Source organism: Flavobacterium sp. (assembly GCF_044361015.1).
Taxonomy (GTDB): domain Bacteria; phylum Bacteroidota; class Bacteroidia; order Flavobacteriales; family Flavobacteriaceae; genus Flavobacterium.
Genome location: NZ_JBIKJL010000001.1, coordinates 15301 through 28585 on the forward strand (window position 1 = coordinate 15301; position 13285 = coordinate 28585).

Below are 13285 nucleotides of genomic sequence, written 5' to 3' on the forward strand. Positions count from 1 at the left end.
AAAATATTAAAAAATAATACTATAATTTCTTATGCTTTCAAGATTTAAAAAACGCTATATTATTCCGGTTATTCTTTCCGGATTTTTATTTACAGGAGTCGGATTCAAAGAAGATTTTTTTGAAATTGCTAAACAAATTGAAATTTTTACCAATTTGTTTAAAACGGTCAACATGAACTATGTAGACGAAACCAATCCGGGTGAAATGATGGATAAAGCTATTAAAAGTATGCTAGCCGATTTAGATCCGTATACTAATTATTTCAACGAAGCTGATGTGGTTAAATTCAAAATCAACAACACGGGTGAATACACGGGAATTGGTGCAATGATTACCCGTAAAGAAGGAAAAATCATTATTAAAGAACCTTATAAAAACTATCCTGCCGATAAAGCCGGGCTTAAAGCAGGCGATGAAATTATACAAATTGGCGACGTAGAGCTAAAAGATTACAAAGAAGATGCTTCGGCATTAATGCGAGGAGCAAAAAATGCAAAAGTGGAAGTAAAATTTATCCGACAAGGCAAAATAAATACTGCCACTCTAATTTTAGATGAAGTAGAAGTAAAAGCGGTCCCGTTTTATGGGAAAGTTGATGAAAAAACGGGTTATATCGTGCTTTCTCAATTTAACAGAAAAGCCACTTTTGAAACCCAAGCTGCTCTATTGGATTTAAAAACCCAAGGTGCCGAAAAAATCATTTTAGACCTTCGTGGTAACCCCGGCGGATTATTAGGAGAAGCCGTTAATATCTGTAATCTTTTTGTACCCAAAGGCGAAATTATTGTGACGACTAAATCAAAAATTGAAAAACACAATCAAACCTATAAAACGGCACGTGATCCTATTGATTTAGATATTCCATTGGTTATTTTAGTGGATGGAAAAAGTGCTTCCGCCAGTGAAATTGTTTCCGGTGCTTTACAAGATTTGGATCGTGCTGTTGTAGTTGGAAGTCGAAGTTTCGGCAAAGGATTAGTTCAACGCCCATTAGATTTAACCTATGGAACACAAGTGAAAGTAACTATTTCGAGGTATTATACACCTTCCGGAAGATGTATTCAAGCATTGGATTATTCCAAAAAAGATGCAGAAGGAAAAGCTATAAAAACTGATGCAAAAAACTTTAATGCTTTTAAAACCAAAAAGGGAAGATCGGTTTATGATGGCGGTGGAATTCAGCCGGATGTGGAATTAGAAGAAACTAAATTAAGTTCCATTACGGAAGCACTTCAAAAGAACGATGCTATATTTAATTTTGCTACTTCTTATTATTATAAAAATCCTGCTTTAGGAAATAAAATTCCAACAGTTTCTGATGCAGATTTTACAGATTTTAAAAGCTTTTTAAAGAAAGAAAATTTCTCTTTTGATACTGAGACTGAAAAGCAATTGAAAAAAACATTAGAAACGGCTCAAAAGGAAAAAATAGAGGAAAATATTAAAGTAGAATACCAAAATTTAATGACCGCTTTACGCAAAAGTGAGGAAATTCAATTGAATAAAAATCAGACTGAAATTAAAAAACTCATACTAGATGAATTGATAAAACGTTACCAATACAAAGAAGGACTCTATCAATACTATATTCAAAATAATAGTGAGGTTAAAAAAGCAACTTCGATTTTAGCCAATCAAACAGAGTATAATAAAATACTTAAAAAATGATAAAACAGGGGTTTGCATTTTTTCTGCTTTTCATCAGTTTTTCTCTTTTTGCTCAAGAGGAAATGGTACAATCCATCTATTTTGATACGAATAAATCGGATGTTGATTTAAAACAAACCACACAAATGGTTGATTTCATTAAAAAAATTGACAGTACACGGATTGAAAGTATTCAAATTTTTGGTTATTGCGACGACGTTGGAAAAGATGATTATAACAGAAAATTATCGACTGAAAGAGCCAATAAAGTAAAATCGAAATTTATCGACAACGGTATTACCAATAAAATCATTGTAACCATAGAAGGGAAAGGAAGAATCTTAATTGAGGATGATATTGTTGATAACCTTCCGGCTGTTCGTTCAAAAAACAGACGTGTTGATGTGGTACTAAATTTAAAGCCGTTGCCTAAGGAAGATTTAAAAATTCCGGGAGTTTATCCAACGTTTACTAAAGACAATATTGTGGGTGACCGAATTGTGCTTTCTGATATGCTTTTTGAAAGAGGGAGCAGCGTTTTAACAGTGAAATGCAAAAATGAATTAGATAAAATGGCCAAACTTCTAAATAAATTCAAAAATCTCCATATAGAAATACAAGGGCATGTATGTTGTACGCCTCCTAACCATAAAGAAGCAATTGATAAAGCCACCAAAAAAAGAAAATTATCTCAAAACCGAGCTGAAAGCGTTTATAAATACTTGATTAGTAAAAAAATTGCCAAAGACCGATTAACTTTTAAAGGATATGGAAATACTGTTTCGTTAGGAAAAAGCCCGGAATTGGATCGTCGGGTAGAATTAGTGATAACGAAACTTTAGCTTTTTTTCATTTCAATATGCGGAATATCATCTTCGAGATACATTTCGCTGGTTTGAACAAATCCTAAGTTTTCATAGAACTTTTTCAAATACAATTGAGCTGAAATCGTGATATTAGTTTCATTTAAAACTGTTTTTGTCACCTCAATGGCTTCCTGCATCAAATAGTAACCCCATTTTCTGTCGCGATAAGATTGCTTGACAACTACTCTGCCAATAGAAGCGACTTGAAAATAATCGCCTGGTTTAAAAATTCTGACATAGGCCACAATTTCTTCTCCAAAAGTACCTAAAAGATGAACAGCTTTCTCATCTTTCCCGTCAATATCCTGATAAACGCAATTTTGCTCTACCACAAAGACCTCACTTCTCAATTGTAGCACATTGTAAAGTTCTGTTAGCGAAAGCTCGTTAAAACGCTTTATTTTGAATGTTAATTGCATAAAAAAGGGAAGCTAAAACTTCCCATAAATTTATAATAGTTTAATCGATTTAATTATCGATTCTAATTCGTGCATTAAATCTCTTTTTGACTGAGATGGATTGTAACAAAACCCTTCAATAATTAAATAACGTTTGTTTTTTTCGTCTTTTATAGCATAATTAATAAACGGTCCAGCCATAAAATCGTTTTTCAACTCCCAAGTTCCTTTGGTTTCATAGGTTTTTTTACCATCTAAAATTGTGTAAAAGAAATAGGGTGAATATGCCGCTTCAGTAACCATAAACGTATTTGGTAACGTTCCCTGAATATGCCTTTGACCTATGGAATCACGCATTTGAATGATATTGGTCATTGTATTCGAATCTTTCTGAATAGTGCTCAGGGGAACTTCGTATATCAATAGACTGGCATTTCCGGAGGTAAGCTCTTTTCGAATCCAAAAAAACTTATCCTCTTCAATAATATAACGGTAGGCCGAAGGCAACTTTAAACTCGCTTTAAATTTGGTTTTTATTTTCGTATCGGTTAATAAGGATTTTGCAATACGTTTTTGATTTTCAGCTATTTCTGTTTTCTTGAATTTTTTTATGATTTCCTGCGAATGGGTTTCTAATAATTTAATAATTTCAGAAACAGAACTACCTGAAATATGAGCCACATTTTGAGGTTGTGCAAACTCGTTTTGTTTTAATTGAAATGCGTTGTTCTCTTTTTTTAAAACCACCAAAATATTTCTGCTGTTGGTCATAAAACCTTCAAATAAATTGGGAGCATATTGTTTGATTGTAAACAAAGGTTCTTCTTGAGGCAAACCATCTACCGGAGCGGCAAATATATTACGAATGCTGTCGCCCACTTCACCATTCCACAATTGATTATCAATAATCACAGAAAGGTGATTAATTTTACCGGATGATTCTTTATAGGCTGTCCCGGACTTTTCCTCTTTACAAGACACTATAAAAGTGGTACAAAAAAGGAGAATAAAAATATTTTTCATGATAATATTTTAATAGGAATGGGCGATTTTTATCCGCTGATTTTTAGTTTCATTCCCGGTTTAATATTTCCACCACTAATACCGTTCCATTTTTTTAAATCAGAGACTGTAACACCTTTTATTTTTTTAGAAATACTAAACAAAGAGTCGCCTTTTTTCACAATATAAATATCTTCTTTATTAAAAGTAGAATGTTTTTCAGGTTTTTGAGTTTTAACCTCGGTCACTATTTCTTCTTTTTCCGAAACAATAATTTTTAAAGTTGACCCTAATTTTACATTATAATCCTCTAAATTATTCCATTTCTTGATATCATCAATCCCTACTCCGTATTTTTTGGCAATTGTACTTAAATTATCTCCGCTTTGAACGACATAATTTTCGGTTTTTTCTTGATTTATAGCCTCCGAAACTAACAATTTTGAACCAAGTTGAATATCTTCATCTTTTAGGTTATTCCATTCTTTTAAATCCTCTTTAGTAGCGCTGTATTTTTGAGCAATACTATATAGATTTTCTCCTCTTTCTACTAAATGAAATTTAGTGGAATCTTTATCTTCTTCAGATTTTGACTTAATGGTATCGTTTGAAATGGCTACTGATTTATCAGCTGTTTTCTTAGGAGCTATTGCCACAGCTTCATCCGTTATAATTTTCAAACTTTTACCGGTTACTACCTTATTTGATTTTAATTTATTCCATTTTTTTAATTCAGAAATAGTAACGCCATATTTTTTAGAAATTCCTCCTAATGATTCTCCTTTTCTTACTTTGTGGTATTTTGTTTTAGATACCATTCCTTCTGAAACATATGCCTCACTTGCTGTAAAAGGTTTTTCTCTTTTGTTGAAATCATACTCAGTGTATGCGTAAATTTTACTTTCATTTGAAGTAAAAACAGCCACTTTATCGATTGGTAATCTTACAAAATGCTTTTTATTGGTTATATAGGGTACAAAATCACGTTTGTATTGAGGGTTTAAAAACCGCAATTGCTCAACTGAAATACTCAATAAATCCGATAGTTGTTTAAAAGTCATTTTGTTTTTAACCATTATGGTATCTGTTTCAAAATGATTTACAACCGCTTTATTAGGTTTTATGCCATGTTCTTTGTGAAACTCAAACACATACATAGTAGCGATGAAAGCCGGAACATAACCTTGAGTTTCTTGAGGTAAATAGGGTCTGATGTTCCAATAATTTTGTTTTCCACCGGAACGACGAATTGCTTTACTTACATTTCCCGGGCCGGCATTATAAGACGCCAAAACCAAATCCCAATCTCCAAAGATGGCATACATTTTCACCATATATTGACAAGCCGCTTCCGTTGCTTTCAACATATCGCTTCGTTCATCTGTATAAGTTGTAATATCTAAGTTATATTGCTTTCCGGTTCCATACATAAATTGCCACAAACCGGTAGCCCCGGCTTTAGAAACAGCTAACGGATTTAAAGCCGATTCAACAACGGCTAAATATTTAATTTCTAAGGGAACATTGTATTTAGCTAATGACTCTTCAAAAATTGGAAAATAGTATTGCGACAATGACATCAATCGCTCGTATGCTTTTTTTCTGTTTTTAAGATAGTGCTTAATGATGTTTTCTAAACCTTTGTTGTATTCAATGTGAAAAGCTGATTTAGAATCTAAAATTTTCAATCGTTCTTTCAATAAATCGGTTGATAAATCATAGTCTACATTATTTTCAGGATTTACATTTTGGATATCTGCAATCATTTCATTAAACAAATCCTGGTTGCTTAATTCACTCATCCAACGTTCGTCTACACAAGAAGCAACTTCATGCTTAACAAAGCTTTGTTTAATAGAATCTAAATAAGAAATTTTAGTTTCAACTTTTTGATTAATGCTCACTATTGTAGTATCTTGAGCATGAAACAAAGTAGAAAAAAGTAAAACGGTGGCGAGTGTGGTATTTCGTAAATTCATTGGTTATAGGTAATCTTTTATTTATCAGATGATTATCTGTTCTTGCAAACATAAATATATACAACGATAAAAACTGTTTATTTATTGTTAAAAGTGCTCTTTAATCTAAAATTGCCGCAATTCCCGGCAAGGTTCTTCCTTCAAGCATTTCCAACATTGCTCCGCCACCGGTGGAAACATAACTCATTTTATCTTCTAATCCAAATTGTTTAACCGCAGCGACAGAATCGCCTCCACCTACTAATGAAAATGCACCTTTAGCGGTTGATTCTGCAATATAATTCCCTAAAGCGATCGTTCCGTGAGCAAAGGCTTCCATTTCAAAAACACCTAGAGGACCATTCCATAAAATGGTTTTTGAATTCATAATCACGGCTTTAAAATTCTCCAGTGATTTAGGTCCGGCATCCAATCCTTGCCATCCGTCCGGAATTTCACGCACATCAACAATCTGTGTGTTAGCGTCGTTTGAAAAAGCGTCTGCAACAACTACATCGACCGGAATATGAATATGTACATTTTTTTCTTTAGCCAAGTGTAAAATATCCAATGCTAATTGTAATTTATCATCTTCGCAAATTGAATTGCCTACTTTTCCGCCTAATGCTTTGATAAAAGTAAAAGTCATTCCGCCTCCAATAATCATGTGGTCAACTTTGTCTAAAATATTTTCGATGACCGTAATTTTTGATGAAACTTTTGAACCACCAAGTACTGCTGTTACCGGTTTTACACTATTTTTCAAAACCTTATTTAAACTTTCAATTTCTTTAGCCAACAACATACCAAAACATTTTTTATTTGGAAAAAACTGAGCAATTATGGTTGTAGAAGCGTGAGCTCTGTGAGCAGTTCCGAATGCATCATTCACAAAAATATCACCTAAAGAAGCTAATTTTTTTGAAAATTCTAAATCTCCTGCTTCTTCTTCATTATAAAAACGAAGATTTTCTAAAAGTAATACTTCGCCTGCTTTTAAATTATTAGTCGTTTTTTCAGCAATTTCACCAATACAATCTGATGCAAATTGAACCGTAACACCTAAAACTTCTGAAATTTTTGCCACAATATGACGTAAAGAAAATTCGTCTTGCACCCCTTTTGGACGACCTAGGTGTGACATTAAAATGACACTTCCACCATCTGCTAAAATTTTATCTATTGTAGGTTTAGCAGCCTCAATTCTGTTGGCATCCGTTACATTAAATTTTTCATCTAAAGGCACATTAAAATCAACTCTAATTAATGCTTTTTTGTTGTGGAAATTAAAATCAAAAAGGGTTTTCATTTTTATAAATTTTAGTTGTTATGTCAAATTTTCACAAATATAATTTTTTAAAAATTAACTATATTTTATATGAATCATGTTTTGGTTTTATTCTGTAATATTGACAATTAAAATCCACAATTCCTCAAAATATGTGTTTTTTAGTTTAGATTCCCGCAATGCATCTGCTTCCGCTCTCGTATTTACAAAATCCAGATAAACATATATAAAGTTATTTTCAGGACTGGTAAAATAATTAGGGTCGAGTCCGCTATCCCTTAGTCTCATCATAAATTTAGCGGCATTTACTCGTTCGTTAAAAACATTGGCTACCAAATAATAGCCTTTAGGCATGTCAATGTTGTTTAATCGCTTAACTGAATTATTGACTGAATTTTCAGGAGAATTAGATTTTTTTTCTTCCTTTTTAAAATCGGTAGTAGAAACTAATTTAGTATCAACCGGTTTTTGTTTCTGATTTGATTGAGCAAAAAGATTCTCGCTTTTCTCTAAATTTATAGTCCCGGATGAGGTCACAACTTTTGCTTCAGGTGATGTTTTGGCAACTTCCTTTTCCTTATGCTTTGAATTTGTGTTTGCCACAATATCCGTTGGGCTTGGAACTGAAGATGTGTTTGGTTTTGCTGACTTATCTTTTGATTTTGAGACGGCTTTTACTTCTGGTTTCAAACTTGTCTCGGTTTCATCAACCTTTGGCTTGAATGCATTTTCGGCAATTGTTTGAGGGCTTGGTTTCTGAATAATTTCTTTATTGGTGGTTTTATCAACCAATTTGAATTTTTTGTCTTCAAAAACCACTTTAGTATTTTCTTTCGGTTGTTCAATTTGAATTTTAGACGGTTTGATTTCAATGTTTAACGCACAGAAGAACATGTAAAAAACATCGCCTGAAGATTTGAAACTAATTCTGGCATCTTTAGCATTATTGCCTATTTTAGAATTGTTTGGATTGCGTAGAGTTGTAATCAGCGCATCATATCCCAACGTATTTTTACTGTCCGGAATTCGATATTGAAAATTTTCGTCTTCAATTGTAATAGAGCTGTCAAAAAAATTGCTGTATTTTCGTGTCCCGGTTTTAACATTTGAAAGACTGGTATTTGTAGAGGAACTAAACATTAATAAATCTCCATCCACATTAAAATCACCTTCCAAAGCAGAACAGGCAAGTTTTACAACAACATCTCCTTCCTGTTGAGTTTCAAAATTTTTAAAATTAATGTCAACTTTTTCACTGGATGCTCCGGCAAAACCATCGTAAGAACTGATATACTTTTCGGTCATGGATAAATCTTCATACACAAAAATAATTGTCCACCCTGCAGCTGAACCTCCAATTAATGTGCCTTGCGTTGCTTTTATGTTTGCAACGGTATAAAACCCAAATGGATTTTCTAATTCTTTCACATACGGTGTGATATCAGCATAAACAGTATAAGGAGCGACTTCTTTGAGGTTTTTATCTTTTATTCCATCAAAAATAATTTCTCCTTTAATCGATTTATATTCTTTAAGAGTTGGAAATTTGACCAAAACTTGATCAAAAAACTCTCTTGTTTTATCAAAAGCAACAAATTTATCATCTCCTTTTTTATAGCCACTTTCATATTTATAGGTTGCAGACCAATATAGACCGGCATAAATGATTTTTTTCGATTCTTCATTCTTCAAAAACAAAGCGGCACTACTGGAAGAAAAAGTTTCCTTATCTGTATCAATATCAATATATTCCATATCCATTTCATCATTTGAAAGTGTTTCAAATGTTTTGTCATTAAATGGCATATTTGTAGAATTTTTTTTATCAATCCTATTTAGTACAGAATTGGCAATAATAGTCATATCTCCTTTTACATTGACTTTGTAACGTTCTTTAAACGGAACAGCCAATTGTGCGTTACTCCAAGAGGAGAAAATTAAAAAAACAATAAAAAGTGCGTTCTTACATCTTTTTAGATTCATATACGTACTCATATTTGAATGATATAAAGCTTTGGGGTTCAACATTCACGATGACAAAGGTAATAAAGTGAACGACAAAAAGGCTTGTTTTGTAGATTAAAGTAAGAAAATGATGTGTTTTTGTATTAGTTATTTATATAATTGCCTTTTTAAGTTAGATTTTAAAGTTTGAATCTGTTTAGCACAGCATTTTTTTGGGCAAAAAAATAGTTTATATTTGCTTTATGCGGTTTTCAGAAATACTAGGACAAGAACTTATCAAAAATCACCTTACTCAAAGTGTTCAATTGGGAAGAATTCCGCATGCTCAACTTTTTGTAGGCCCGGAAGGATCAGGCACTTTGCCTATGGCTATAGCTTACGCTCAATATCTTTTATGCTCGAATAATGGAGCTGAAAATTCTGGTGGAAATGAATCTTGTAATTTAAAATTTCTTCATTTTGCTCATCCTGATTTACATTTTATTTATCCCACAGTTACTACTGAAGAGGTAAAATCTAAGCCCAAAAGCATTGATTTTATTAAGGAGTGGCGAGAATTTTTAAATCAGAATACGTATGGTGGCCTTTTTGATTGGTTTAAAATACTGGATGTTAAAAACAAACAGGGAGAAATTAGGGTCGACGATGCTCAGGAGATTGTTAGATCTCTTTCTCTAAAATCATATGAAGGCGGTTATAAAGTCATGATTATTTGGATGGCCGATAAGATGAATATTGAAGCCTCCAATAAATTATTGAAAATTTTAGAAGAACCCACTGACAGAACTGTTTTCATTCTAATTACCGAAAAGGAAGAAGACTTAATTCAAACAATTCGCTCACGCTGCCAGGTTTTAGACTTTAACGGATTACCAGAACAAGTGATTGCTGAAGCGTTAGTAAAACAAGAGAAATTAGACCAAAATACCGCTTCAAAAATTGCTCGCCAAGCACAGGGAAATTACAACAAAGCTCTGAAATTAATTAGTGAAGACAACGAGGATTTTCCTTTTGAACAATGGTTTGTAATCTGGGTTCGTGCGGCTTTTAAAGCGAAGGGAAATGCCTCGGCTATTCATGAATTAATTGAATGGAGTGAGGAAATAGCAAAAATGGGGCGTGAAACGCAAAAGAAATTTTTGACATATTGTTTGGAAATGTTTCGTCAAGCCTTATTGTTAAACTATCAAGCAACTTCATTGGTTTATTTAGAACCAAAAGTTGAAAAATTTAAATTGGAAAACTTTGCCCCTTTTGTAAACGGTAATAACATTATAGACATTTACAAAGAACTAAACGATGCTATTTACCACATTGAACGCAATGGGAATGCAAAAATTATTTTAACTGATTTATCTATCAAACTAACCCGTTTAATACATAAAAAATAAACAGATGAACAATCCCGCTTCTTTTTTAATATTACTTTTTTTGGCGATTACTTTTTTGCAATCCGGTTACGATAAACTCTTTTATTGGAACGATAATTTAGGATGGTTGAAAGGCCACTTTTCCAAAACAATTCTCAAAAATATGGTTCCGTTAGCGTTGGCTAAAATATTGATTTTAGAACTTATTTCAGGGATTTTAGCCATCGCCGGAATGGTTCAGTTACTATACAACGGTGAGCGTGAATACGGTTTTTATGCTGGCGTGATGAGTTGTGTTACATTGATTTTTTTACTTTTCGGACAACGATTAGCAAAGGACTATGACGGTGCAAGAACTATTGTGATTTACTTTGTTCCGGCTGTTTTGGTAGTTTATTGGCTGAATTAAAATTGTTGATTCAAACTCGCCTTATATATCCTTAACTCGCCCCACGTAAATCGATCACCAACTTCTTCTTTTAAAGCATGCAAACTTTCTTCATTGTAACCTTTAAATGCAGCAGATAATTCCTCTATTTTGGTTTGAGAAAGCACATCGGTGATGGATATGGTTTTGGCTTCAATTAGCTTAGCTAAATGACTCTGAATAGTTTGTGGCGTTAATACACGAATTTTAGCAATTTCCTCTATAGCCATTTTTTGTTGCCAAAGTTCAAACGTTTCGTGAACCGTTGATTTTTTAGGTTCTTTTGTGTTTGCATTTTTCTTTTTAGTAAGGTATTGATAATGGTCAACTTCCTCTTCTTCAGCAATTAAGTCAACTTTAATGGTTTTAAAATGTTTTTGAACGGCTTCCATTTTTAAACTTCGGTAATTTTTAATGGCCTCTGAATACAAATTTTCCTTATTGATTTCTTTACCATCCGTTAGAATTTTTATCATTCGAACAGCCTTAAATAATTGAAGAATTGATTTAGTTAGGTTTTCTTCTAATTCGCTTAATTCAGTAAAGTACTCTTTTACACGTTTTTTTCTTTTTACTTCTTCCATTTTCAATAGTAAATCGAACAAAACCGAATCTGTTTTTGGAAAAAAATAATCAAACGCTGCCTTAATTCGTTCTGAAATAAACAAAATATCAACTTCCTTCGCTTGAAAAAGTCGATTTAATTGCAATCGGAATTTTTTGGCCGGTTCTTCTAACTCGCTAATTGCATTCTCTTGAATTTCAGCCCATTTTTGATGTTTACTTTTCTCAGATTTTTCCGCATTTGCCAAATAACTAAAACGATGATTTCGCCAATCTTGTGCTAATTCAGTCCAATCAAAACTATTTTTGATGTATTCATGAATGAATCGTTGCGTTTCTTTTTGTAGCGTTTTTACAATCGTTTCATCGTCGGCTTTATTTTCTGCATATTGCATTACTTCCTGGTCGTTTGAAATGCCATTCATTTGAATTGGTTTAAGCAAAATCAGTCCGTCTAACGAGCGAAGTCGTGATAAAGCAACATACGCTTGTCCCGGCAAAAAAACCTGCGAGACATCAAGAACAGCTTTGTCAAACGTCAACCCCTGACTTTTATGAACAGTTATAGCCCATGCCAATTTAATTGGGAAATGCACAAACGAACCAAGTACTTCTTCGTCTATTTCTTTTGTATTTTGATTAACGGAATACCGAATATTTTTCCATTCATATTTTTCGACTTCTATGATTTTGTTTTCTTCCGGAAAATGAATAATAATTTCGCCTTCAGACAATGATTTGACAAAGCCCATTTTGCCATTGAAATAATTTTTTTCAGGAGATAAATCGTTTTTAATAAACATGATTTGAGCCCCAACTTTCAAGTGCAAAATTTCTTCAACCGGATAAATTTTTTCAGGAAAATCTCCCACAATTTCGGGTTTAAATCGAAAACATTTCTCTTTAATTTCGTCTAAAGAAGCTGCATTTATTTCGTCTGCTTTTGCATTGTGTGTGGTTAATGTAATATAGCCTTTATTAGATTTTATATCGAATTTTGGATTTACAAAATCATTTAAAATCATCATATCCTGTGATGAAATCATATTGTTTCGCAAGTTATTTAATACCGATATAAACCGCTCGTCAGATTGACGGAAAATCTTAGTTAATTCGATATAAAGCGGTGGACTTTCTTGAATTACTTTTGCATTAAAAAAGAAAATTCCTCTATAATAATTTCTTAAAACCCGCCATTCTTCATTTTTTACTACGGGCGGTAATTGCAGTAAATCACCTATAAATAGAACTTGAACACCCCCAAAAGGAAAATCTTTTCTTCTTATTTTTCGAAGGGTAAAATCAATTGCATCTAACAAATCGGCGCGCAACATGCTGACTTCATCAATAATAAGCAATTCCATGTTAAGCATAACGCTTTTCTTTTGTCCGCTCATTCTAAAATGCTTGACCAACGTATTTTTGGTTTCAAATTTTTGATAATCAGAGATGCTTGAACCGGGAATATATTCGGGAATAAAACCACTAAACGGTAGTTGAAACATGGAATGAATCGTAACTCCTCCTGCGTTTAACGCGGCAATTCCTGTGGGAGCGACTACCACCGTGTTTTTGTGAGTAGTTTGAATAATCTGTCGTAACAACGTAGTCTTTCCTGTTCCGGCTTTTCCGGTTAGAAAAACAGACCGTTGTGTTTGATTAATAAATTGAAGTACTTGGCGTGCATCGTTTGTAATTTCCATGTGGCGTTGAGTTTAGAGATGTGAAAATACAAATTTTTGGATAATTTACAAATTCATTATTCGATTTTAAATTATCATTAGAAGTAAAAACCTTCT

General features: G+C 32.9%; 10 protein-coding genes. 4 read left to right on the plus strand and 6 right to left on the minus strand.

Annotated features, from left to right (window positions below; translation table 11 throughout):
* Positions 1-31 precede the first annotated feature (31 nt).
* Together ACIQ2Z_RS00065 and ACIQ2Z_RS00070 are read left to right on the plus strand one after the other, a co-directional pair.
* Positions 32-1669, plus strand: a complete 1638-nt coding sequence (locus tag ACIQ2Z_RS00065) for a S41 family peptidase (protein ID WP_396182139.1) — start codon at positions 32-34, stop codon at positions 1667-1669.
* Positions 1666-2490: an OmpA family protein gene (locus ACIQ2Z_RS00070; RefSeq protein WP_396182140.1), complete on the plus strand. Its 825-nt coding sequence runs from the start codon at positions 1666-1668 to the stop codon at positions 2488-2490. The genes ACIQ2Z_RS00065 and ACIQ2Z_RS00070 overlap by 4 nt, the downstream gene beginning before the upstream one ends.
* Here ACIQ2Z_RS00070 and ACIQ2Z_RS00075 read toward each other — a convergent pair.
* The 5 genes from ACIQ2Z_RS00075 to ACIQ2Z_RS00095 all read right to left on the minus strand — a co-directional run bounded on the left by ACIQ2Z_RS00075 (position 2487) and on the right by ACIQ2Z_RS00095 (position 9155).
* A complete protein-coding gene (locus ACIQ2Z_RS00075; protein WP_396182141.1) occupies positions 2487-2933 on the minus strand; it encodes a GNAT family N-acetyltransferase in 447 nt (148 codons plus the stop codon). The two genes, ACIQ2Z_RS00070 and ACIQ2Z_RS00075, sit on opposite strands and share 4 nt — an antisense overlap.
* A gap of 30 nt (positions 2934-2963) precedes the next feature.
* Positions 2964-3935: a DUF4837 family protein gene (locus ACIQ2Z_RS00080; RefSeq protein WP_396182142.1), complete on the minus strand. Its 972-nt coding sequence runs from the start codon at positions 3933-3935 to the stop codon at positions 2964-2966.
* Between the two features lie 29 nt (positions 3936-3964).
* On the minus strand, positions 3965-5893 hold the full coding sequence (locus ACIQ2Z_RS00085) for a LysM peptidoglycan-binding domain-containing protein (RefSeq protein WP_396182143.1): 1929 nt from the start codon (positions 5891-5893) through the stop codon (positions 3965-3967).
* Between the two features lie 100 nt (positions 5894-5993).
* Complete coding sequence (locus ACIQ2Z_RS00090; protein ID WP_396182144.1) at positions 5994-7181, minus strand: phosphoglycerate kinase; 1188 nt, start codon at positions 7179-7181, stop codon at positions 5994-5996.
* 87 nt (positions 7182-7268) lie between these two features.
* On the minus strand, positions 7269-9155 hold the full coding sequence (locus ACIQ2Z_RS00095; RefSeq protein WP_396182145.1) for a hypothetical protein: 1887 nt from the start codon (positions 9153-9155) through the stop codon (positions 7269-7271).
* Between the two features lie 212 nt (positions 9156-9367).
* On the opposite strand from ACIQ2Z_RS00095, the gene ACIQ2Z_RS00100 reads away from it, so the two are divergent.
* Positions 9368-10516, plus strand: coding sequence for an ATP-binding protein (locus ACIQ2Z_RS00100; RefSeq protein WP_396182146.1), 1149 nt, complete (start codon positions 9368-9370; stop codon positions 10514-10516).
* Positions 10517-10520: 4 nt separating this feature from the next.
* Positions 10521-10904 (plus strand): DoxX family protein, encoded by a 384-nt coding sequence (locus ACIQ2Z_RS00105; protein WP_396182147.1) that lies wholly within the window; start codon positions 10521-10523, stop codon positions 10902-10904.
* Here the strand turns inward: ACIQ2Z_RS00105 and ACIQ2Z_RS00110 are convergent.
* Entirely contained in the window at positions 10901-13189 is a 2289-nt protein-coding gene (locus ACIQ2Z_RS00110; RefSeq protein WP_396182148.1) for a helix-turn-helix domain-containing protein, read from the minus strand. The genes ACIQ2Z_RS00105 and ACIQ2Z_RS00110 overlap by 4 nt on opposite strands.
* Positions 13190-13285: the final 96 nt, after the last annotated feature.

Excerpts from the sequence above, each read along its gene's own strand:
- ACIQ2Z_RS00080 (WP_396182142.1), bottom strand. The coding sequence starts at position 3,935 with ATGAAAAATATTTTTATTCTCCTTTTTTGTACCACTTTTATAGTGTCT.
- ACIQ2Z_RS00075 (WP_396182141.1), bottom strand. The coding sequence starts at position 2,933 with ATGCAATTAACATTCAAAATAAAGCGTTTTAACGAGCTTTCGCTAACA.
- ACIQ2Z_RS00095 (WP_396182145.1), bottom strand. The coding sequence starts at position 9,155 with ATGAGTACGTATATGAATCTAAAAAGATGTAAGAACGCACTTTTTATT.
- ACIQ2Z_RS00090 (WP_396182144.1), bottom strand. The coding sequence starts at position 7,181 with ATGAAAACCCTTTTTGATTTTAATTTCCACAACAAAAAAGCATTAATT.
- ACIQ2Z_RS00100 (WP_396182146.1), top strand. The coding sequence starts at position 9,368 with ATGCGGTTTTCAGAAATACTAGGACAAGAACTTATCAAAAATCACCTT.
- ACIQ2Z_RS00085 (WP_396182143.1), bottom strand. The coding sequence starts at position 5,893 with ATGAATTTACGAAATACCACACTCGCCACCGTTTTACTTTTTTCTACT.
- ACIQ2Z_RS00065 (WP_396182139.1), top strand. The coding sequence starts at position 32 with ATGCTTTCAAGATTTAAAAAACGCTATATTATTCCGGTTATTCTTTCC.
- ACIQ2Z_RS00070 (WP_396182140.1), top strand. The coding sequence starts at position 1,666 with ATGATAAAACAGGGGTTTGCATTTTTTCTGCTTTTCATCAGTTTTTCT.
- ACIQ2Z_RS00110 (WP_396182148.1), bottom strand. The coding sequence starts at position 13,189 with ATGGAAATTACAAACGATGCACGCCAAGTACTTCAATTTATTAATCAA.
- ACIQ2Z_RS00105 (WP_396182147.1), top strand. The coding sequence starts at position 10,521 with ATGAACAATCCCGCTTCTTTTTTAATATTACTTTTTTTGGCGATTACT.